This window comes from Exiguobacterium sp. SH3S1, from assembly GCF_004337105.1.
GTDB lineage: Bacteria > Bacillota > Bacilli > Exiguobacteriales > Exiguobacteriaceae > Exiguobacterium > Exiguobacterium aurantiacum_A.
The window spans coordinates 108,700-130,935 of record NZ_SJUW01000001.1 but is presented as its reverse complement, the minus strand read 5'-3'; the positions used below and the strand labels follow the sequence as shown (position 1 = coordinate 130,935).

Genomic DNA, 22,236 nt, shown 5'->3' with positions numbered 1-22,236 from the left:
GTATGGAAACGATACATCTCACACATCCCGAGACGCCAGAGTTTGTCCCTTCGGTCATCGTACTCGGATTCTTCGACGGCGTTCACATCGGACATCAAGCTGTGATCGAGCACGCCAAACAGCGCGCGGAGCAGCTTGACGTGCCCGTGACCGTCGTCACGTTCGATCCGCACCCGAAACAAGTGCTGTCGAACAATGCGGATGCTGTCCGTTACATCACGCCACTCAAACGGAAATTACAGCGAATCGCCGCGCTCGGTGTCGAACGTTGTCTCGTCTTGACGTTCACAAAACAGTTGGCATCACTGTCGCCGCAACAGTTCGTCGACGATTATTTGATCGGCGCGGGCGCCGTGCACGTGACGGCCGGATTTGACTATTCGTACGGGAAGTTCGGGGAAGGGACGATGGAGACGATGCCCTACCACGCCCGAGGACGCTTCACAACGTCCGTCGTCGCCGAACAGACGAGTGACGGTGACAAAGTCTCTTCGACCCGGATCCGCAAACTTCTTGGCGCAGGCAGTGTCGACCTGGCGAGTGAGCTGTTAGGGGCGCCTTACGTCATCTGTGGCGAAGTCATCCATGGTGACGCCAGAGGGCGGACGATTGGCTATCCGACCGCGAACATGGTGATGGATGCGTCTTATGTCATGCCACGGCTCGGCGTTTATGCGACCCGCGTCCGCCTAGAAGACGGCCGGACGTTTGATGCGATGACGAACGTTGGTCGACGGCCGACGTTTTATGACACCGGAGACGTCTCAATTGAAAGTCATTTATTTGATTTTTCGGAGGACTTGTACGGACAATTGCTCGAAATCGAATGGGTTCACTATTTGCGCGATGAACGGGCGTTCGACGGACTCGATTCGCTGATCGCGCAGTTGAAACGAGATGAGACGGCGGCTCGGGCAATCCTATCTTGACTTTGGAGCAGGGGTCATGTATTCTAGTTTGGTACGCAAAGTACACCGCTTCGCTTGGCTGGACGATTCACCAACGACGGCTCGGCAACGCGGCAATTTTCTATTAAATGGAGGTGGAGAGGCAATGGCACTCTCAAAAGAACGTAAAAACGAAATCATCGCGGAATACGCGACAAAACAAGGTGACACTGGTTCACCGGAAGTTCAAGTTGCTGTTTTGACTGAACAAATCAACACTTTGAACGATCATCTTCGCACACATAAGAAAGACCACCACTCACGTCGCGGTCTTTTGAAAATGGTTGGACGTCGCCGTAACTTGCTCACGTACCTTCGTAACAAGGACGTAACACGTTACCGTGAATTGATTCAACGCCTTGGTCTCCGTCGTTAATCCGAACGGACCAAATGACGGACTGGGACACTCGTTCCTAGTCCGTTTCTTCTTTTTTTGGAGGAAAATCATTAGACAAACATATGAATGAGTTACATAATAAACTAGATAAGGTTTGAGAGGAGAATGTATATGTTAGGTACGAAACAAGTTTTTTCTACAGAATGGGGCGGTCGTCCGCTGTCTGTAGAAGTAGGTCAACTCGCGAAGCAAGCGAACGGTTCTGCACTCGTCCGGTACGGAGACACGGTCGTGCTCGCCGCGGTCACAGCTTCAAAAGGACCAAAGGATTTAGATTTCTTCCCGCTAACGGTCAACTATGAAGAAAAATTATACTCGGTCGGTAAAATCCCAGGAGGTTTCCTTCGTCGGGAAGGTCGTCCTGGTGAGAATGCGATTTTAACGTCACGTCTCATCGACCGTCCAATCCGTCCATTATTCCCAGACGGATTCCGTCACGATATCCAAGTCATGATTTACGTCATGTCGAACGATCCGGACTGCTCGGCTGAGATGGCCGGTATGCTCGGAACGTCGATCGCCTTGTCGATCTCGGACATCCCGTTTGACGGACCGATCGCTGGAGCGACGGTCGGACGTGTGGACGGACAGTTCGTCGTCAACCCGACGGTCGCACAACTCGAGAAGACAGATCTTGAACTTCAAGTCGCCGGAACGGCAACTGCGATCAACATGGTCGAAGCAGGCGCGAACGAAGTGCCGGAAGACGTCATGCTCGAGTCGATCTTGTTCGGTCACGAAGAAATCAAAAAGCTTGTCGCGTTCCAAACGGAAATCGTCGAAGCGGTCGGGAAACCGAAGTTTGAATACACGGTCTCTAAATTTGACGACACGTTGTCACAAGAGCTTGAAGCGGCTCGTCCAGAAATTAACGCTGCCGTCCAAGTTGAAGAGAAACATGCGCGTGACGAAGCAATTAACGAAGTCATCGCGAAGTATGTCGCGTCGTACGAAGCGCGTCTCGCTGACGAGCCGGCCAAGTTGAAAGAAGTATCTGGTATTTTGAACAAGTTCGTCAAAGACGAGGTCCGCCGTTTAATCACGGTCGATAAAGTACGTCCAGACGGCCGTCGCCCGGAAGTCATCCGTCCACTCGCGTCAGAAGTCGGCGTGCTGCCGCGTGCGCACGGTGTCGGTTTGTTCACACGGGGGCAGACGCAAGTCATGTCGATCGCGACACTCGGTGTCATCGGTGACGCTCAAATCATCGACGGCATCGGTCTAGAAGATAACAAACGTTTCATGCACCATTATAACTTCCCGCCGTTCTCGGTCGGTGAAGCTCGTCCGGTTCGCGCGCCAGGTCGCCGCGAGATCGGTCACGGTGCGCTCGGTGAACGTGCGCTTCTTCCGGTCATCCCGAAAGAAGCAGACTTCCCGTATACGATCCGTCTCGTCTCAGAAGTGCTCGAGTCGAACGGTTCGAGTTCACAGGCTTCAATCTGTGGCTCGACACTCGCCCTCATGGACGCCGGAGTTCCAATCAAGGCACCGGTCGCGGGAATCGCGATGGGTCTCATCATGGAAGGCGAACACTATACAGTACTCACTGACATTCAAGGTCTCGAAGACCATCTCGGCGACATGGACTTCAAAGTCGCTGGAACGAAAGACGGGATCACGGCGTTGCAGATGGACATTAAAATCGCCGGCATCACGCGTGAGATTTTAGAAGAAGCGCTCGAACAAGCTCGTTCAGGCCGCCTCCACATTCTCAACCATATGCTCGAAACGCTTGACTCATCGCGTCCACAGTTGTCGAAGTATGCTCCGAAGATCGTCACGATGAAAATCAATCCAGATAAGATTCGCGACGTCATCGGGCCTGGTGGTAAGATGATCAACAGCATCATCGACCAAACCGGTGTCAAGGTTGATATCGAGCAAGATGGTACGGTGTTCATCGCCTCGACCGATCAAGATGGCATCGATATGGCGATGGCACTCATCGGTGACATCGTCCGTGAAGTCGAAGTCGGCGAAGTGTTCGACGCGACAGTCCGTCGGATCGAGAAGTTCGGCGCGTTCGTCGAGTTGTTCAAAGGCAAAGACGCGCTCGTCCACGTCTCTGAGTTCAGCCTCGACCGCGTCGCCAACGTGGAAGACGTCGTCAAGCTCGGTGACACGATCAAAGTCAAAGTCACAGAAATTGACGATAAAGGTCGCGTCAACGCCTCGCACAAAACGTTGATCGTCGAAGGGCTTTCTCCGGAAGAGCGAGAAGCGTATGAAGCGAAACGTAAAGCACAACGCGAGAGCCGTCCGCCACGTGACAGCCGTCCTCCGCGTCGTGACGGAGACCGTCGTCCGTCAAGACCAACAAACTAATTATTTTGGCCATCGTCTGGTGCGATGGCCTTTTTCATAGGAGTGATAAAATGGAATGGATTACCTTAAAGAATGGCGTCCGCATCGTGGTCGAACCAATGGCAGACGTCCGCAGTACATCGACCGGTGTATTCATCAAAGCCGGGACACGGACCGAAGAAGACAATGAGATCGGGATCAGCCACTTGATCGAACATATGTTGTTCAAAGGCACAACAACAAAAACGGCGAAAGAAATCGCTTCGTTTTTTGATGAACTTGGCGGCAGTGTGAACGCCTTCACTTCAAAAGACCATACATGCTACTACGTCAAGACGCTCGATGAACATGCTGTCATCGCCTTCGACGCACTGGCCGACATGTTGTTCCATTCAGTCTTTGATGAGACTGAGCTTGAAAAAGAGAAGCGGGTCGTGTTAGAAGAGATTAAAATGTACGAAGACACACCGGAAGACCTCGTGCATGAGTTGCTCGCCTATGCCGTCTACCGTGAAGACATATTAGCGAAGCCGATCCTCGGGACGGAAGCGAGCGTGCTCAGCTTCTCTCGCAATCAATTGTTGCGGTATGTCGAATCGATGTATACAGGCAACCGTGTCGTCGTCTCGATCGCCGGTCATGTGACCGACGAGCTGGTCGAAGCGGTCACGTCGAGGTTTGCGGAACTCCCATCAGGGGAATCACCGAAAGAATCGACAATTCCGGTTCTATACAGTGATGTGTTGAAAAAGCATAAAGAGACGGAGCAGGCGCACCTCTGTTGGAATTTTGAGGCGATTTCGGCAACGAACGACCGGCTCCCACACCTCGCGCTGGCAAACAACGCGATCGGTGCGACGATGTCGTCACGGCTGTTTCAATCGATTCGTGAAGAACAAGGGTTAGCTTACTCGATTTATTCGTACTATACGACGTTCGTTGACCATGGCACGTTCACGATTTATATCGGGACGTCACCGGAAACGCTCACTCAAGTCGAGACGATCATGGAGCGTGAACTTGAAGCGCTCAAGGCGCAGGGGTTAACCGAAGAAGAAGTCGCTAAAGGCAAACGCCAGTTGAAAGGTTCGCTCGTCCTCGGCAACGAAAGTACGAGCGCCCGAATGAACCGGAACGGGCGTAACCTCGTCTTACTTGACGAAGTCGAGGATTTGGACGAAGTGCTCAATAAAATCGACCGCATCGAAACCGATGAAGTCAACGCCTTGATTCGGGAGCTGCTTGGGCACGTCCCAGCAAAATCATATGTTCTTCCGTCCGAAGACTGACTTGAAACCAGATTGTAAGTTCTCTACACTGATTAAGAGGTATTCTTTACATTGGACAGGATACAGGTGAAAGAAGGGAAAGACTTGAACTTAACGGATTTAGTAACCAAGATACAATTGATTAATCAACCAACTATAGAAGGCATCAACGTGACCCATGTCACGACCGATTCACGGGAAGTCGTACCCGGAACGCTGTTTGTCGCGATTAAAGGCTACACCGTCGACGGCCACGACTATGCGGACTTAGCGGTGAGTAAAGGAGCGGTCGCGGTCGTCAGTGAGCGTCCGCTCGACATCAGCGTCCCAAACCTGCTCGTGCGCGATAGTTCGCGTACGGTCGGCTTATTAGCGTCGGCATTTTATAACTATCCGTCTGAACAGATGCGTCTGTTCGGCATCACGGGGACGAACGGAAAAACGACGACGACGACGATTTTACGTGACGTTTTATCAAAGCTTGGACATAGCACCGGATTGATCGGTACGGTCGAGGTCCGGATTAACGATACGGTCGTCCCGAGCAAGAACACGACGCCGCAAAGTTCTGAGCTTCAGCAGCTACTCGCTCGCATGCGCGGTGAAGGGGTGACCGATGTGATGATGGAAGTGTCATCACACGGACTTGAACTAGGTCGTGTCATCGGAACGGACTTCGACATCGTCGGTTTCACGAACTTGACGCACGACCATCTCGATTTTCACGGGACGTTTGAAAACTATGCGCGGGCCAAAGGTTTGCTGTTCGCTCAACTCGGACAGATGGCGTCGCGCGACAAAGTTGCTGTCTTGAATGCGGACGATCCGTACAGCAAGCTTTACGAGACGATGACGGGTGCTCGTGTCATCACGTACGCCATCGACGAAATGGCGGACGTGACAGCGTCAGACATCGTTCAGACACTGTCAGACACGAGTTTCCGTCTCAACTATCAGGGAGCGAGTCTGCCGGTGACGGTCCAGTTCATCGGACGTTTCAACGTATACAACCTGTTGCTCGCGACGGGTTGCCTGCTCGCGGCTGGGTACAGCTTACCTGAGATCATCCAAGCACTCGAGTCGATTCATCCAGCCAAAGGACGGATGCAACGACTCGACGTGCCTGGGTATAACGTCTATGCGGACTATGCCCATACACCGGACGGGATTGAGCAATGCTTGAAGTCGCTTGTCGGTGTCCCTAAAGAGAACATCGTCTTCTTGATTGGGACGGGCGGGAATCGCGATGTGACGAAACGCCCGACAATGGGCGAGATGGCCTCAAAATATGCCGGTACCGTCATCATCACGACGGATGATCCACGTTTTGAGGCGTATGATTCGATCACGAGCGGCATTGCCGCCGGGATGACCCATGACAACTTTGTTGAAATCGGCGACCGCGAAGAAGCGGTGTCTTACGCCGCGCGTCTAGCCAAAGCGGATAATATCGTCGTGTTGGCGGGTAAAGGACATGAGAAGTACCAAATCATCGGTAACGAGAAAATCCCGCTCGATGAGGAAGCGATCGTCCGGGCGACAATTTTAAATACGGAGGAATCTTGATTTATGGCAGTACAACCGATTACCTTGACAGAGACAGAGCATGACGATTTCGTCAAAGCACACGACCGCGGCGACTTGCTCCAACTTTCGAGTTGGGCAGACGTCAAAAAACAAAACGGTTGGTCCGCTGAGCGGATTGCCGTCGCTACAAATAGTGAGACGACAGGAGTGGCGCTTCTTTTATTCAAACAAGTGCCAAAGCTACCGTTCACGCTTTGTTACGCACCGCGCGGTTTCGTCGTCGATTACGATGACGTGGCATCATTGCGTGCCTTGACCGAGGAAGCGAAACGCGTCGCCAAACTGAAAAAGGCGATCGTCATCAAAATCGATCCGAACATCGACCGGGACGAAGTACCGGGCTTACTTACGGAAATGTCTAGCCTCGGTTTTACACATAAAGGGTACGGCGGCGGCTTTGACTATGCCCAACCCCGTTTCACGATGGAGACGGACCTCCGTCCGAGCGAGAAAGATATTTTCGCCAAGTTCCATCATAAGTTTCGCTATAACGTCCGTCTTGCCGAGCGTAAAGGGATTGTCTGTACCGAAGTCGGTCGGGACGGCTTGAAAACGTTCGCCGAACTGATGAAAGTCACGGGTGAGCGTGACGGCTTCGCCATTCGCGGGCTCGATTACTTCGAGAACTTGTACGATTGCCTGCAGCCGAATGACGCTCGTTTGTTTTTGACGAAACTTGAACCGAAACTCGCGCTCGATCAACAAATGGCGACGCTCGACAAGGCAAAACGGGACCTTGACAAGATCGAACGGTCTTTGGAAAAAGAAACGGTCGAGAAAAAACGGATCAGTTTGTCGAATCGTCAGAAACAGACGCGCGATCAACTCGTGAAAGCTGAAGCGGCCTTGCCGGAACTCGAACAGCTTCATGCCAGCTATCCGGACGGTCTCGTGTTATCGGGCGGCTTGTTGACGCTCGCCGGCCGCCGCTCGTATTACTTATACGGTGCTTCCTCGAACGAGTTTCGGGAGTTCATGCCGAACCACTTGATGCAATGGACGATGATGCAATCTGCCAAGGCAAGCGGTGCCGAGCGCTATGATTTCGGTGGTGTATCGGGCAGCACGGAGCCGGACGATGAATATGCGGGCCTGTATGCGTTTAAATCGGGCTGGGGCAGCGATCAAATCGAGAAAGTCGGCGAGTTCGACCTCGTCTTGAACCGGCCGCTCTACTTTGCCCTCGAGACAGGGTTACCGCTCGTCAAAGGACTCCGTAAACGGTTAAGAAGATGAAATGGTCAGGCGTTTTGACGTTTGCGATGACGGCGTTTTTGATTGGGATCTTCTTGGCGTATACGTTCTCGCGGCCCGGGCCAATGCCTTGGGTCGATGAACCGACGTTCGAAGCCGGGATGTGCGAACGGAGCCCGCGCTCGGAACAAACGATTGTCGACCGTAGTGACAAGGCGTTTGCCAACTTGCATCCTCATGTGCGAGATCGTGGCGAATCGTTCGTAAGACTGGCGTATTCATGTCTCGGGCTTGAGGTCCGCTTGACGTCAGGCTATCGTTCGGCCGATGAGCAGAATGCGCTCTACGCGCAAGGACGCTCAAAACCAGGGCAAGTCGTGACGAACGCCAAGGCGGGACAAAGTTATCATAACTATGGACTCGCGGTCGATTTTGTCATCATCCACGATAACCGGGCCGACTACGATTTGAGCGCAGATCACAATAAGTCGGGGGAACCCGACTGGCAAGAACTCGGTGAACTCGGAAAGGCACTCGGCTTCGAATGGGGTGGGGATTGGAGAAGTTTTCCGGACTATCCACACTTGCAGATGGACTTCGGCTTATCGGTTCGACAGCTCGCAGCCGGCAAGCGGCCGGACACTAAAGCGACGATGCCGCTCGCTGATGTGATGAAACCTCTAGTCGATTGAACGGAAATGGTGGCATATAAGCGTTTTTTCCGATACAATATTCAGTAGCGATAAGTGGACGAAACAGAATATGAATCATCTAGGAGGTTTTTGTTAGTGTCAAAGAAGAAGACAGAGAACGTTAGCGTCTTTGCGCTTGGTGGCGTAGGCGAAATCGGGAAGAACATGTACGTCGTGGAACTAGACGACGACATCTTCGTCATCGATGCCGGCCTTATGTTTCCAGGCGATGAGATGCTCGGGATTGATATCGTCATCCCGGACATTACGTATTTAAAAGAAAACAAAGATCGGGTACGCGCTATTTTCATCACCCATGGTCACGAAGACCATATCGGTGGACTCAGCTACGTACTCCGTGACTTGAAGCATGTCCCGGTCTACGGGACGAAATTGACGCTCGGTTTAATCGAGCTCAAGTTAAAAGAGGCAGGCTTATTGAAAGAAGTCGACCTTAGATTGATTGACGCTAAAACGAAATTGACTATCGCTGATCATTTCATCACTTTCTTCCGCGTCAACCATTCAATCCCTGACTGTGTCGGTGTCTGCATTCAAACGTCACAAGGCGCGATCGTTCATACCGGCGACTTTAAATTCGACTACACGCCGGTCGATGGGAAGCAGTCTGACTTTAACAAGTTAGCAGCCATCGGTCAGCGCGGTGTGCTCTGTTTATTGTCAGATTCAACAAACGCGGAACGACCAGGCCAAACAGGGTCTGAATCGTTAGTCGGTGCTGAATTAAACGATGTGATCTATCAAGCCGAGGGGCGTGTGATCGTCGCGTCGTTCGCTTCGAACGTCCATCGTTTGCAACAAGTATTTGCTGCAGCCGAGGCGAACGACCGTAAAGTCGCAGTCGTCGGACGCAGCATGGTCAACATCGTCGAAGTCGCACAACGTCTGAACTACCTTCGTTTCAAGCCGAAGACGCTCGTCGAGCTCTCGCAAGTGAACCGTTTGCCGGACGATAAAGTCGTCATCTTGACGACCGGTTCACAAGGTGAGCCGATGGCGGCTTTGACGCGCATGGCGCGTAACGCCCACAAACAAGTGAATATTCGCTTGAATGATACCGTGGTGATCGCGGCGACGCCAATTCCGGGTAACGAAAAATCGGTCTCGAAAACGATCGATCTCTTATTCCGTTCTGGTGCGAACGTCATCTATAACCAGCGTAAAGTGCACGTATCCGGTCACGGTTCGGCTGAAGAGCTCAAGCTCATGCTCAACCTCGTCAAGCCGAAATACTTCCTCCCGATTCACGGGGAGTACCGGATGCAGATGGCCCACTCGAAACTCGCCCAACAGGTCGGGATCAATTCAAGTAACATCTTTATCGTCGAGAAAGGTGACGTCGTCGAGTTCACGGGCCGCAAAGCCCGGATGAGCCGTAAAGTTCCTGCCGGCAACGTCTTGATCGATGGAATCGGTGTCGGGGACGTCGGGAATATCGTTCTCCGCGACCGTCGCCTCTTGTCGCAAGACGGTGTCGTCCTCTGTGTCGTCACGTTGAACCGTAAACAGAAGAAGTTGATTTCAGGCCCTGAACTCATCTCGCGTGGATTTGTCTATATGCGCGAATCAGAAGTGATGATCTCAGAAGCAAACCGGATTGTCACGAAACAGATTGAGAAGAGTCTCGAAGCTGGAAGTGATTGGACCGAATTGAAATCAAATATCCGCGAGCGGCTCAGCGTCTTCTTGTTTGAACAGACGAAACGTCGTCCGATGATCTTGCCGATCATCATGGAAATTTAAAGAATTGAGATCGAGGCAAAAGTCATCTGACTTTTGCCTCTTTTTTTAGGAGGAATAGAAGTTGGCACAAAAAACGAGAAAGACCCCGGTGAAGCGTAAGCCGCGACCGACGACGAGGAATCGTAAGCGGAAACAGCCAATCCCACTTCGTACATATGGTTGGGCCGGCTTTATCTTGTCGATGATCGCGTTCATCTTTTCGCTGTTCGAGTTCGGCTGGGTCGGGACTCAGACAGCGACGTTTGCGACGACGCTGTTTGGGGGCTGGGGTGCACTCACATATTTGATCGTCGCATTCATCTTGCTCGTATTCTTGAACGATTTCCGTCCGATCCAACGAGCCGGCATCTTCTTGCTGTTCGTGTCCTTCCTATTGTTCGGGGACATGGTGTGGGGAACGGAACGGGGAGTGGTGAACGGGGCGCTCTACGGATTGAACCAATACTTACTATCGGACTTCGGGATTATCTTCCTTGGCATCAGCAGCCTCGTCGTCGGTATCTCGCTTCTGTCTCCGGCGATTTGGCGGACGATCGGGAACCGGTTGCTCGAAAGTTTCGTTGCGGTTAAACAAGAATGGCGTGACCGGGAACGTACACCCGCCAAACCGAAACCGACTGAGAAGAAGCGGGTCGACGCACGCGCGTCCGAGTCAACAGCCAAGCCTCAAGAAGTGGAGGCCGAGGCGGACGCCATCGTCATGCATGATATCCCGATTGTCGGGTTTAGTGAGACCGTCGACGCCGAGAAGCGTCAGAAAGCGTCTGACGAGACCGTGAAGAGCGAGGTCGTATCAGATCTTCCGACCGAGGACATGATGATGACAGCGGCTCAGGACGTGTCTGCGACATACGAATTGCCGAAGTTCACGATTTTAAGTGAACCGGTCGTGACCGACTTGTCAGGGGAGAACGCACGATTGAAGGCGAACGCGACGAAACTCGTCCAAACGCTCAAGTCGTTCGGCGTCGGGGTGAAAGTGCTCAAAATCCATCTCGGTCCGACTGTCACGAAGTACGAGCTGCAACCGGACATCGGCGTCAAAGTGAGCCGGATCACTTCATTGAGTGATGATCTCGCACTCGCACTTGCCGCCAAAGACATTCGCATCGAAGCACCGATCCCAGGGAAGGCGGCCATCGGCATCGAAGTCCCGAACCAAGAAGTCGCGCCGGTCTGTCTGCGTGAAGTGTTAGAAGCGGAGCCTGTCAAACGCGATGAGGCACCGCTCCTCGTCGCGCTCGGTCGCAGTATTAGCGGTGAGACGGTCACGATCGCGTTGAACAAGATGCCTCATCTACTCGTCGCAGGGTCGACCGGCTCCGGGAAGTCGGTCTGTATCAATGGGATGATCGTGTCTATTTTGATGCGGACGCGGCCAGATCAAGTCCGCCTCATGATGATCGACCCGAAGATGGTCGAGTTGAACGTCTATAACGGCGTCCCACATTTATTGACGCCGGTCGTGACGGATCCGAAAAAAGCGGCTCAAGCGCTCAAGCAAGTCGTTGCCGAGATGGAGCGCCGCTACGAGCTGTTTAGCCGCTACGGTGTCCGTAACATCGAGGGCTACAACGACCTCGTCGACAAGTCAGAGGACGAAGACGCTAAACGGCTCCCGTTCATCGTCGTCATCGTGGACGAGTTGGCCGACTTGATGATGGTCGCCTCAAACGATGTCGAGGACGCGATTATGCGGCTCGCCCAGATGGCGCGAGCGGCCGGTATCCATATGGTACTGGCGACGCAACGTCCATCCGTCGACGTCATCACGGGTGTCATTAAAGCGAACATCCCGTCCCGGATCGCGTTCGCGGTCTCGTCAGCGACCGATTCAAGAACGATCCTCGACGGCGGGGGAGCTGAGAAGCTACTTGGTCGAGGTGATATGCTCATGCTCGCGAACGGAATGAACAAGCCGGTACGCGTCCAAGGGGCGTTCGTCTCTGATCAGGAAGTCGAGACGGTCGTCAACCATGTCATCGCCCAGCAGCGGGCCCAGTACGTCGAGGCGATGATGCCAAAAGAAGAAGAAGTGACGACGATCGACTCGGACGACTCGTTGTTCGAAGAAGTCGTCCAATTCATCTTGACGCAAGAAACGGCGTCGACTTCGATGATTCAACGAAGATTCCGAATCGGTTATAACCGGGCGGCCCGCTTGATTGATTCGCTCGAACAAGCAGGGTACGTCGGTCCTTCGGAAGGATCGAAGCCACGGAAAGTACTCGTTAACCAACAAGATGCATAATACTAAAAACGAACTATAAGAACGAATGCGTTCGAAATAGTTCGTTTTTTGTTTGTTTTTAAAAGTATCGTCAATTCAGTTACCTCGCGTCGGATAAACATGTACAGTAGAAGTTATATAGCACATCTGGACTATATGACCTATTGAGACATACTACTGAAAACGTTGAAACGCTTTCATTTTTTAATACCGTTTTCATTTTACGATTTCTTTTCAAAAACTCGTAGAACAGGTAATATAGACTAAGTGGTATACATAATCCCTTGGCTTTAAAACATTTCCTTGATTCCGAACAAAAAAGTATTGCGTTCTTTTTGCGGAATCCCTATACTTAGAATTGGCAAGGACATTCATACGTCAGATGTCTGAGCACTGGTAAGAAATAGGTAAAGGTGGTGAGGCCCATGTCGATCAAGCTCGATCATCGCTTGCTCTATCTTCGCGTGATTGAGAAAATCAAGCAGGATATCGACGATGGTGTCTATCGTGAAGGAGAGAAACTTCCTTCAGAATTCGAGTTGTCGAAGCAACTAGGAGTCAGTCGAGCGACGCTCCGAGAAGCGCTTCGCATTCTCGAAGACGAGAAATTTGTCGTGCGGAAACATGGTGTCGGGACATTCATCAGTTCAAAACCCCCATTCACTTCTGGGATCGAGGAACTGTTCAGTGTGACGGACATGATTATGCGCGCCAAGATGACACCAGGAACAAAAGTATTGGTGGCCGAAAAAGTGTTAGCGACAGAGAGAGAAGCTGAGCGTCTGAAAATTGAACCGAACTCACCGATTTATCGGATTGTCCGGATTCGTTACGCAGATGAAACACCGGTCGTATACTGCGTGGATAAAATTCCAGCCCATCTCGTTTCTAATCCTGAAGCATTGACAGAAGGAAAGTCGTTATTCGATGCGCTTGAAAAAGAGGTAGGACGTCGGGTCGCATACGCGATCACGCACATCGAACCGAGTGTCAGTTCAGAGATCTCGACCCAACTTCAAACGGACCAACCGTTACTCGCTTTAAAACAACTGCATTACGATGAGAGCGATTTACCGTTGCTCGATTCGGCAAACTTTTTCCGAGCGGACCGCTTCGACTTCCACGTCGTTCGCAAACGCGTCTAAGCAAGTTCTTGTAAGGCGGAAATGGTTATTTTTGGGGAATGGCGTGAAAGCGCTTTCTTATACCGGTGTAAAGACGACTGATGACATGACAACCTTAATTGTTATGATCCGAAAGGGGAAACACGACGATGATGAACAAGAAAAAAACGATTCTTTCAGCTTTAGCAGCAGGTCTCACGCTCTCAACAGTACTCGCAGCATGCGGTGGGGATGACAACGAGGGTACTACTTCAAACGGCGAAGGCGGCGAAGGCAGCGACTTCAAAGTCGCGATGGTAACCGATACTGGCGGCGTTGACGACAAATCGTTCAACCAATCAGCTTGGGAAGGTCTTCAAAAGTTCGGAGCGGACAACAACTTGACTGAAAACGAAGGCTACAAATATCTTCAATCTTCGAAACAAGCGGACTATCAGCCAAACTTGCAGCAATTGGCACGCGATAACTTCAACTTGATCTACGGTATCGGTTTCTTGATGGGTGAAGACATCAAGAAAGTGGCCGAGCAGTTCCCGGACAACAACTTTGCGCTCGTCGACATGGTCGTTGACGCACCGAACGTCGCGTCAATCACGTTTAAAGAACAAGAAGGTTCGTTCCTCGTCGGTGTCGTCGCAGGTCTCACAACGACAACGGACAAAGTCGGCTTCATCGGCGGCGTCGAGTCAGACTTGATCAAGAAGTTCGAGAACGGATATAAAGCGGGTGTCATGGCCGTCAACCCAGACGCGACAATTGACGTCAAGTACGCTGAAGACTTCAACTCAGCTGAAAAAGGAACGGCAATCTCTTCAGGTATGTATGGAGCAGGCTCTGACATCATCTATCACGCAGCAGGCGGAACGGGTGTCGGTGTCTTCACAGAAGCGAAAAACCGTAAGAAGAACGGTGAAAAAGTATGGGTCATCGGAGTTGACCGTGACCAGTACGAAGAAGGACTTCCTGAAGATGTAACCCTTACTTCAATGGTCAAACGTGTTGATACGGCGACTTACGAAGTATCGAAACAGACGATGGATGGAAACTTCCCAGGTGGCGAGATCATCGAATTTGGTTTGAAAGATGACGGCGTCGGTATCGCTGAAACATCTGACAAGCATGTATCTGCTGAGATTCTTGACAAAGTAGAAGAGTACCGTCAACAGTTGATCGACGGAGAACTCACGGCGCCAGCGACTGACGCTGAGTTCGAAGAGTTCATGAAGACAGTAAAATAATTCATTGAGTTAGGGGGGACCCATGCGGTCTCCCTTTACTTAAAGTTAGGGGTGGACTTTCTTGGAATATGTAATTGAAATGCTCAATATTCGCAAAGAGTTCGGAACGTTCGTAGCCAACGACAACATCACCCTCCAACTTCGCAAAGGCGAGATTCATGCGCTGCTCGGCGAGAACGGTGCCGGGAAATCAACGCTTATGAACGTCTTGTTCGGTCTCTACCAACCAGAAGGTGGAGAGATTCGAGTGCGCGGGGAGAAAGTGAATATTGAAAATCCGAACATCGCCAACGAACTTGGAATCGGCATGGTACACCAACACTTCATGCTCGTCGAGAAGTTCACGGTGACCGAGAACATCATCCTCGGGTCTGAACCGAGAAGTGGATTGACAGTCGACCGGGCGACGGCTCGTAAAAAAGTAATGGACATCTCGGAGCAATACGGTCTTCGCATCGATCCTGATGCCAAAATCGAAGATATTTCGGTCGGGATGCAACAGCGTGTCGAAATTTTGAAAACGCTCTACCGCGGGGCTGAAATCTTGATTTTTGATGAGCCAACCGCTGTTTTGACGCCGCAAGAAATCCAAGAACTCATTCAAATCATGAAGCGTCTCATTGAAGAAGGCAAATCGATCATCTTGATCACGCATAAATTAAAAGAAATCATGCAAGTCGCCGACCGTTGTACGGTCATTCGTCGCGGACGCTATATCGGTACCGTCGAAGTCGACGAGACCGTGAATGAAGATAGCTTAGCCGAGATGATGGTCGGGCGTGAAGTAAACTTTGATGCGGAATATTCCAAGGCAGATCCACAGCAAGTCGTGCTCGACGTTCAACAGCTCGTCGTCAAAGACAGCCGCGGACTGAAAGTCGTCGAAGGCTTGGATTTACAAATTCGTTCTGGGGAGATTCTCGGTATCGCCGGGATTGACGGGAACGGTCAGACTGAATTAATTGAAGCGCTTTCAGGTCTGAAAAAGCCTGAAGCAGGTAAAATCTTATTGAACGGGAAAGACGTGACCGGCTTCACGCCGCGTAAAGTGACAGAGTCCGGTGTCGGGCACATCCCGCAAGACCGTCACAAGCACGGACTCGTCCTCGACTACTCGATCCGTGACAATATGGTGCTCCAAACGTACTATAAAGAGCCGTTCTCAAAGCGTGGCTTGATGAACTATAAAGCCGTCGCTGAGAAAGCGAAAGCGTTGATTGAGAAGTTTGACGTCCGAACTCCATCAATCGACGTGCCGGCCCGCGCGTTATCTGGCGGTAACCAACAAAAAGCGATCATCGCCCGAGAGGTCGACCGGTCACCAGACTTGTTGATCGCCGCGCAACCGACGCGGGGGCTCGATGTCGGTGCCATCGAATTCATTCACGAGCAACTCATTAAAGAACGGGAGAAAGGACGCGCCGTCCTGCTCATCTCGTTCGAGCTTGAAGAAATCCTTCACGTCTCCGACCGGATCGCCGTTTTATACGAAGGAAAGATCGTCGGAATTCGCGACCCGAAAGAAACGACCGAGCAAGAGCTTGGCTTCTTGATGGCCGGCGGTAAGAGAGGGGAAGAAACAGTATGAACAAGCTACAATTTAATCGACTTCTTATCCCGCTTTTGTCGATCTTGATGGGACTACTTGTCGGTGCGATCGTCATGCTCATCGGTGGTTACAACCCGGTCCAAGGGTTCTCATCACTGTTCAGCGGCATGGTCGGCAGCCCGTATGCGATCGGTGAGACGCTCCGTGCGGCAGCACCGCTCATTTTCTCAGGTTTGGCCGTCGCGTTCGCTTTCCGGACCGGACTGTTCAACATCGGTGTCGAAGGTCAAGTCTTGATCGGGTGGGTGGCAGCGGTTTATGTCGGGATCAATTTTGACTTACCGATGTTCATTCACTTGCCGCTCGCGCTTCTCGCGGCCATGTTCGCGGCAGCGCTATGGGCGTTCGTGCCTGGTTTCTTGAAAGCCAAGTTCCACGTCCATGAAGTTATCACGTCAATCATGATGAACTATATCGCCCTCTACACGACGAACGCGATTTTGCGTGGCGTCATCGGTGTGACGAACGAACGGACCGATGATATTAAAGACTCGGCCTCGCTCGCCTCGCCGTTGCTGCAAGAATTGACGACGTTCTCGCGTCTGCACTGGGGTATTCTCATCGCCGTGCTCGCAGCGATCGTCTACTACTACATCTTGCAACGGACAACGCTCGGGTATGAGCTTCGTGCCGTCGGATTTAACAAACACGCCTCGCAGTATGCGGGGATGAGCGTTAACCGGAACATCATTCTCTCGTTCGTCATCTCTGGAATGTTCGCCGGACTTGCCGGCGCGATGGAAGGTCTCGGGACGTTCAACGGAATGACGCTCAGCGCGTCGTTCACCGGCGTCGGATTCGACGGGATCGCTGTCGCCCTGCTCGGTGCGAACACGGCGGTCGGTGTCTTCCTGGCAGCCATCTTGTTCGCCGGTCTCAACATCGGCGGACTTGCGATGCAACTCGGGGCCAACATCCCGTCTGAACTCGTCAAAGTCATCATTGCCGCCATCGTCATCTTCGTGGCGTCAGGGTATGCTTTAAACTATGTGATTGAAAAACTTAAAGGAAACCGTAAGAAAGGAGTGGAGAAAAAATGAGCTTCTTAGAAGTACTCTACATCGTCGTTCCGGTTGCGTTAGCCTATGCGACTCCACTCATCATCGCGGCGCTCGGCGGCATTTTCAGTGAACGTTCGGGTGTCGTCAACATCGCTCTAGAAGGCATCATGGTCATCGGTGCGGCGACGGGGATCATCGTCACGCTCACACTGACCGATATGGGATTTGGCGGGCTCAGCCCGTGGCTCTCACTGTTGATCGCCATGGTCGTCGGCGCGCTGTTCTCGCTGTTCTTGGCCGTTCCTGCCATCCTCTGGCGGGCTGACCAAACCGTTCTCGGTGTCGCGATCAACATGCTCGCCGTCGGGCTCGCCATCTTCGTCGTTCGGGTTCTTTACAATAAAGGACAGACCGATTTCATCGAGTATCGGATCGCCAAAGAGAACGTGCCGATTCTGTCAGACATCCCGGTGCTCCGCATGTTCTTCATCAACGTCCAATACACGTCGTTCATCGCGATCATCCTCGCGTTCGTCGTCTGGTTCGTCATCTTTAAGACGCCGTTCGGTCTTCGTCTTCGTTCAGTCGGTGAACATCCGATGGCGGCGGACACGATGGGAATCAACGTCACGAAGATGCGCTTCATGGGCGTCATGCTCTCAGGTGCGTTCGGTGGTTTGGCTGGTGCGGTCTATGCCGTCACGGTTACGACCAACTTCAGTGGGACGACGATCGTCGGACAAGGCTTCCTCGCCATTGCTGCGATGATCTTCGGAAAATGGAACCCGCTCGGTGCCCTGGGCGCTGGTCTATTCTTCGGGTTCGCCCAAGCGCTATCGATCATCGGCAGTAACTTGCCGGTCATCAATAACGTACCGCAAGTATTGCTCTTGATCGCGCCGTACGCGTTGACGATCCTCGCCCTAGCAGGTGTCGTCGGACGAGCGGACGCTCCGAGATCAGTTGGTATCCCGTATATTAAAGGGAAGCGCTGACGAGGGAAAGGACATATGTCTCGTTTTGCCAAGGTTGTTTGACGCTTAAGTCAAACAACCTTTTTTGTTATACTGGTGTAGAGGTGAGACAATTGAAACAATGGTGGCAACTACTGATCGTTCTCGTGCTGAGCGTTTCGTTAGCCGGTTGCTCGGTCGATGACTGGTTCGCCGAGCAAATCGAGCCGCCGGAATCGCTCGTCGAACTCGAGTCGGATTACCCGGCAGCGGACGTCGGGACAAAAGTCCGAGCGCCGATCGGCAAGACGGAGACGGTCACGTTAGACCGCGTCATCGATGGCGATACGCTTAAAGTCGAGTTTGAGAGCGGTGCGACCGAGTCGGTTCGACTCCTGCTCGTCGACACGCCTGAGACGAGTCATCCGACGTTGCCGGTCCAACCGTTCGGTGAGGACGCGAAGGCGTTCGTCGCGCGTTGGTTACCGGAAGGTGAGACGATCGTCCTCGAGTACGACGTCGGGCGCTACGACCGCTATCAGCGGACGCTCGCTTACGTATGGTATGATGATGCGATGCTCAATGAAGAGCTGCTGCGTCGCGGTCTCGCACGCGTCGCGTACGTTTACGCCCCGAACACCCAGCATATCGATGCGTTCCGCGATGTCGAACGCGCGGCCCGGCGCGAGCTGCTCGGCATTTGGAGCATCGAGGACTACGTGACCGGCAACGGTTTCGACCATGAAGCGGCGCGACCTGCGAAACCTCGATCGGAGCCGAGCGAAGCGTGTGACATTAAAGGGAACATTAATCGGGACGGCGAGAAAATTTATCACGTGCCGGGCGGTGCGAGCTATGAACGCACGAACCCGGAGGAAATGTTCTGTACGGAAGGAGAGGCCGAGGCGGCAGGGTTTAGAAGAGCGGCCCGTTAAAAAAAGACATGTGTGTCAACTTGACACACATGTCTCTCTTATTCGTATTTGAGTGCGTCGCCATCGAACGATTCGTCAGCGACTTTGATTGAGTCGGTCGGACATCCTTCGAACGCGTCCATCAAATCTTCCGACAGTTCGTCAGGTACTTCGACTGTGCCTGTGTTGTCGTCCATCAAGTTGAAGGCGAGACCTTCGTCATCATAGTCGAAGATGTCGGGAGCAGCTGCTCCACAAGCACCACATGCGATACATGTATCTTTGTCAACGATAGTAAATTTTGCCATTTGTAACCCTCCAAACGTTTCGTCTCTCTGCATAGAAATGACTTTCTACTGACTATGAGTAATTGTAGTCTACATACCCTAATATTTCAATGAGGAAACGAATAACGTTTTGGAGGGATAGTGATAATGAGAGAGGGTGGAAGGATGGTTCATTTAGCCGACGGAGTGTTGCTCCTATCGATTCAACGCTTAAAAGGGGAGCGCAGCGAACGTAGCCTGTTTCACGTTTTAAACGGAAAACGTTCGGCGACGACGCTCCAAGATGCTTTTTTTTATGACCTTGAACCGATTTTCGGACTGTTCCCTTATACGAAATATGATTATGAGAAGCTGTTAGTCTCGTTTGAGAAAAGAGGCTGGCTCAATCGGGCGACGTTCACGTTAACCGAAGCCGGAAGTATGCTCGCTAGTCCGGACGCGGTCAGCCAGTTGTTTGACCGGCTCGGTGGCGAGTACCGGGACTATACGACGATGACATGGAAACGTCTCAGTTTATTTATCCAGACGTTCATGTCACTCGAACACGAGCGCACGTTTTATCCGGTTCAAGCCGATCGGATGGCCGAGCGGTGGGTCAAGCAAATCGTGCGAACGGAACGAGAGTGGAAAGAACTGATCGCCTCGTTTCATCAAGAACTCGAAACAGCGCTTGAAACGGTCGGTGATCCATATGCGACGGCAGTCGTCTATCGTTTCACCGGGGCGTTCGAGACGGGATACACGTATGAACAGATCGCGACGCTCCTTGACGTCGATGCTCGGACGGCACGGCTTTATTTCTTGGCCGGATGGAACGCGCTGTTACGGACTGTGCCGCGAGATGCTAAAATACTAGGGTTTGCCCACGGATTGTCGGATGAGCGGATGACGTTATCGGCGCGTGAATCGTTCGATTTGTTTTCGGCCGGTCGCACGTTCGCGCAAGTACAATCGATCAGGCGCCTGCGCACGAGCACGATCGAAGACCACGTCGTCGAGATGGCGATGTATTTGGACGACTTCCCGCTCGATCAATTCGTGCCAGCCGACGCGATTGCCGAAGTCGAACGGTTACGGGAAGAAGACAGCTGGGCGCTAAAGCCGATCTTCGAGAAAACCGACAATCTCAGTTACTTCCAAATTCGGTTAGTGTTCGCGAGATTGAAACGAGGTGAGACATTTGTATGAAAAAACGTTGAAGCGTGTGTTCGGTCACGAGACGTTTCGTCCCGGACAGCGTGACGTCATCGAAGCGGTCGCCGAAGGGCAGGACGTGTTGGCGATCATGCCGACGGGTGCCGGGAAATCATTGACGTTCCAACTCCCGTCGTATTTAAAGAATGAAGGCTTGACGATTATCGTCTCACCGCTCTTGTCGTTGATCGAAGACCAAATGCTCCATATTCGGGAGCGCGGCGAGCGTGGCGTGGCGAGACTGACGTCGATGGAGACGTTAGAAGAGAAGCAAGACATACTGAATCATTTGAAGCGCTATCGGTTCTTATACCTATCTCCCGAACAGCTCGCTGTGCCGCACGTGACCCGGGCGCTCGCAAGGACTCCGATTCAAATGCTCGTCATCGATGAAGCGCACTGTATCTCGCAATGGGGTCACGAATTCAGGCCGGAATACGCACGGCTCGGGGAGCTCCGTAAACAACTCGGAAGCCCGCAATGCATGGCCGTCACGGCGACGGCCCCGGAAAACGTGAAACGGGATATTATCGAGAAATTAGCTTTATTCTCGCCGTCCCAGTTCGTCCATTCGGCCAATCGACCTGAGATCCGTCTCATCGTCGAACGGCTCGAGACGGAACAAAAGATGCCGCGACTGATCGAACTCGTTCGAGAAATGCCGACACCGGCCGTCATCTATACGGCGACACGACGGGAAGCTGAAGCGCTCGCGCTTCAACTCGATGACGCCTTGTTTTATCATGGCGGGATGTCGACCGAGGATCGGCGCCTCGTTCAATCGCAATTTTTACGCGATGAAGTTGCGATCATGGTATGTACGAGTGCGTTCGGGATGGGCGTCAACAAAGATAACGTGCGCTCTGTCATCCATTTCCAACTGCCGGCGACGCTCGAGGCGTACATGCAAGAAATCGGCCGGGCCGGCCGGGACGGCGAACCGGCGTTTGCCGTCTTACTGTATGCCGAAGGGGATGAACGGATCCAACAGTTTTTAATCGATCAACAGTACCCGAAAGATAAAGACATCCGCGTGGCTTATCTAGAACGGGACAACGGAACGAGCTTGTCGCAATTACCGCGGCTGTTGAAGATGAACGAGGAAGATCCGGTATGGGGCTTGCTAAACCAAATGCTCGCCGAACGCACGCTTGCCGATGCGGTCGATTGGGTAAAAGAGAGAAAGCGGGCCCGGTACCGCCAGCTCGGCCAAATGATTGACTACGCGCTCATCAAGAAGTGCCGGCGCGATTACTTGCTGAATTACTTTTCGGAGCAACCGGTCAAACAAGCCGATTGCTGTGACGTCTGTGGTGAGATTTCATTCCCGCCGTCGGTTCAAGTTGTGTCTAAAAATGTGACAGATTGGAAACATCGGTTGGCGCGCATCTTTTCCTTTGATTGATATCATAGTAAAATGATAAAAAAGGTAAAGGAGGGCACACGTTGCGACATCGAAACCAAGCAGATTCTCTTCGTGAAAAAGTCGTGGACACGTTGCCGTCTCGGTCGGAACGGCAAGAGCACGAG

18 protein-coding genes are annotated in these 22,236 nt (G+C 52.3%); 17 read left to right on the top strand and 1 reads right to left on the bottom strand.

Annotation, left to right across the window (positions count from 1 at the left end; all coding sequences use genetic code 11):
* Positions 1 to 2 precede the first annotated feature (2 nt).
* The 15 genes from EVJ26_RS00670 (at position 3) to EVJ26_RS00600 (ending at position 19,246) form a co-directional block, all read left to right on the top strand.
* Complete coding sequence (locus EVJ26_RS00670; RefSeq protein ID WP_070327461.1) at positions 3 to 929, top strand: bifunctional riboflavin kinase/FAD synthetase; 927 nt, start codon at positions 3 to 5, stop codon at positions 927 to 929.
* Between the two features lie 124 nt (positions 930 to 1,053).
* Positions 1,054 to 1,323, top strand: a complete 270-nt coding sequence (gene rpsO, locus EVJ26_RS00665) for a 30S ribosomal protein S15 (RefSeq protein ID WP_015881433.1) — start codon at positions 1,054 to 1,056, stop codon at positions 1,321 to 1,323.
* A 132-nt stretch (positions 1,324 to 1,455) separates the two neighbouring features.
* Positions 1,456 to 3,672 (top strand): polyribonucleotide nucleotidyltransferase, encoded by a 2,217-nt coding sequence (pnp, locus tag EVJ26_RS00660; RefSeq protein WP_131469606.1) that lies wholly within the window; start codon positions 1,456 to 1,458, stop codon positions 3,670 to 3,672.
* A gap of 50 nt (positions 3,673 to 3,722) precedes the next feature.
* A complete protein-coding gene (locus tag EVJ26_RS00655; RefSeq protein ID WP_131456160.1) occupies positions 3,723 to 4,940 on the top strand; it encodes a M16 family metallopeptidase in 1,218 nt (405 codons plus the stop codon).
* A gap of 84 nt (positions 4,941 to 5,024) precedes the next feature.
* A complete protein-coding gene (locus EVJ26_RS00650) occupies positions 5,025 to 6,485 on the top strand; it encodes a UDP-N-acetylmuramoyl-L-alanyl-D-glutamate--2,6-diaminopimelate ligase (protein ID WP_236635470.1) in 1,461 nt (486 codons plus the stop codon).
* 3 nt (positions 6,486 to 6,488) lie between these two features.
* Positions 6,489 to 7,742: a lipid II:glycine glycyltransferase FemX gene (locus EVJ26_RS00645; protein ID WP_070327458.1), complete on the top strand. Its 1,254-nt coding sequence runs from the start codon at positions 6,489 to 6,491 to the stop codon at positions 7,740 to 7,742.
* The gene (locus tag EVJ26_RS00640) at positions 7,739 to 8,392 is read left to right on the top strand and encodes a M15 family metallopeptidase (protein ID WP_131456158.1); all 654 of its coding nucleotides are present in this window, start codon (positions 7,739 to 7,741) and stop codon (positions 8,390 to 8,392) included. The genes EVJ26_RS00645 and EVJ26_RS00640 overlap by 4 nt, the downstream gene beginning before the upstream one ends.
* A gap of 96 nt (positions 8,393 to 8,488) precedes the next feature.
* Entirely contained in the window at positions 8,489 to 10,156 is a 1,668-nt protein-coding gene (locus EVJ26_RS00635) for a ribonuclease J (RefSeq protein WP_070327456.1), read from the top strand.
* 61 nt (positions 10,157 to 10,217) lie between these two features.
* Complete coding sequence (locus tag EVJ26_RS00630; RefSeq protein WP_236635469.1) at positions 10,218 to 12,407, top strand: FtsK/SpoIIIE family DNA translocase; 2,190 nt, start codon at positions 10,218 to 10,220, stop codon at positions 12,405 to 12,407.
* A 404-nt stretch (positions 12,408 to 12,811) separates the two neighbouring features.
* A complete protein-coding gene (locus EVJ26_RS00625; RefSeq protein ID WP_016510124.1) occupies positions 12,812 to 13,531 on the top strand; it encodes a GntR family transcriptional regulator in 720 nt (239 codons plus the stop codon).
* A gap of 131 nt (positions 13,532 to 13,662) precedes the next feature.
* On the top strand, positions 13,663 to 14,748 hold the full coding sequence (locus EVJ26_RS00620) for a BMP family lipoprotein (protein WP_131456329.1): 1,086 nt from the start codon (positions 13,663 to 13,665) through the stop codon (positions 14,746 to 14,748).
* A gap of 61 nt (positions 14,749 to 14,809) precedes the next feature.
* Positions 14,810 to 16,336 (top strand): ABC transporter ATP-binding protein, encoded by a 1,527-nt coding sequence (locus EVJ26_RS00615; protein WP_131456156.1) that lies wholly within the window; start codon positions 14,810 to 14,812, stop codon positions 16,334 to 16,336.
* A complete protein-coding gene (locus EVJ26_RS00610; protein WP_131456154.1) occupies positions 16,333 to 17,397 on the top strand; it encodes an ABC transporter permease in 1,065 nt (354 codons plus the stop codon). The genes EVJ26_RS00615 and EVJ26_RS00610 overlap by 4 nt, the downstream gene beginning before the upstream one ends.
* Positions 17,394 to 18,353: an ABC transporter permease gene (locus tag EVJ26_RS00605; protein ID WP_070327452.1), complete on the top strand. Its 960-nt coding sequence runs from the start codon at positions 17,394 to 17,396 to the stop codon at positions 18,351 to 18,353. The genes EVJ26_RS00610 and EVJ26_RS00605 overlap by 4 nt, the downstream gene beginning before the upstream one ends.
* An 83-nt stretch (positions 18,354 to 18,436) precedes the next feature.
* On the top strand, positions 18,437 to 19,246 hold the full coding sequence (locus EVJ26_RS00600; RefSeq protein WP_131469605.1) for a thermonuclease family protein: 810 nt from the start codon (positions 18,437 to 18,439) through the stop codon (positions 19,244 to 19,246).
* Positions 19,247 to 19,284: 38 nt separating this feature from the next.
* On the opposite strand, the gene EVJ26_RS00595 is transcribed toward EVJ26_RS00600, so the two are convergent.
* Positions 19,285 to 19,533, bottom strand: a complete 249-nt coding sequence (locus EVJ26_RS00595; protein WP_016510114.1) for a ferredoxin — start codon at positions 19,531 to 19,533, stop codon at positions 19,285 to 19,287.
* Between the two features lie 144 nt (positions 19,534 to 19,677).
* Between EVJ26_RS00595 and EVJ26_RS00590 the strand changes: the two genes are divergently transcribed.
* The gene (locus EVJ26_RS00590) at positions 19,678 to 20,700 is read left to right on the top strand and encodes a YpbB family protein (protein WP_070327450.1); all 1,023 of its coding nucleotides are present in this window, start codon (positions 19,678 to 19,680) and stop codon (positions 20,698 to 20,700) included.
* Positions 20,684 to 22,111 carry a RecQ family ATP-dependent DNA helicase gene (locus EVJ26_RS00585; RefSeq protein WP_131456150.1) on the top strand — a complete coding sequence of 476 codons (1,428 nt, stop codon included), beginning with the start codon at positions 20,684 to 20,686 and terminating at the stop codon, positions 22,109 to 22,111. Before EVJ26_RS00590 ends, EVJ26_RS00585 begins: the two co-directional genes overlap by 17 nt.
* Positions 22,112 to 22,236: the final 125 nt, after the last annotated feature.

Excerpts from the sequence above, each read along its gene's own strand:
- EVJ26_RS00670 (WP_070327461.1), top strand. The coding sequence starts at position 3 with ATGGAAACGATACATCTCACACATCCCGAGACGCCAGAGTTTGTCCCT.
- rpsO (WP_015881433.1), top strand. The coding sequence starts at position 1,054 with ATGGCACTCTCAAAAGAACGTAAAAACGAAATCATCGCGGAATACGCG.
- pnp (WP_131469606.1), top strand. The coding sequence starts at position 1,456 with ATGTTAGGTACGAAACAAGTTTTTTCTACAGAATGGGGCGGTCGTCCG.
- EVJ26_RS00655 (WP_131456160.1), top strand. The coding sequence starts at position 3,723 with ATGGAATGGATTACCTTAAAGAATGGCGTCCGCATCGTGGTCGAACCA.
- EVJ26_RS00645 (WP_070327458.1), top strand. The coding sequence starts at position 6,489 with ATGGCAGTACAACCGATTACCTTGACAGAGACAGAGCATGACGATTTC.
- EVJ26_RS00640 (WP_131456158.1), top strand. The coding sequence starts at position 7,739 with ATGAAATGGTCAGGCGTTTTGACGTTTGCGATGACGGCGTTTTTGATT.
- EVJ26_RS00625 (WP_016510124.1), top strand. The coding sequence starts at position 12,812 with ATGTCGATCAAGCTCGATCATCGCTTGCTCTATCTTCGCGTGATTGAG.
- EVJ26_RS00620 (WP_131456329.1), top strand. The coding sequence starts at position 13,663 with ATGAACAAGAAAAAAACGATTCTTTCAGCTTTAGCAGCAGGTCTCACG.
- EVJ26_RS00610 (WP_131456154.1), top strand. The coding sequence starts at position 16,333 with ATGAACAAGCTACAATTTAATCGACTTCTTATCCCGCTTTTGTCGATC.
- EVJ26_RS00605 (WP_070327452.1), top strand. The coding sequence starts at position 17,394 with ATGAGCTTCTTAGAAGTACTCTACATCGTCGTTCCGGTTGCGTTAGCC.
- EVJ26_RS00595 (WP_016510114.1), bottom strand. The coding sequence starts at position 19,533 with ATGGCAAAATTTACTATCGTTGACAAAGATACATGTATCGCATGTGGT.
- EVJ26_RS00590 (WP_070327450.1), top strand. The coding sequence starts at position 19,678 with ATGGTTCATTTAGCCGACGGAGTGTTGCTCCTATCGATTCAACGCTTA.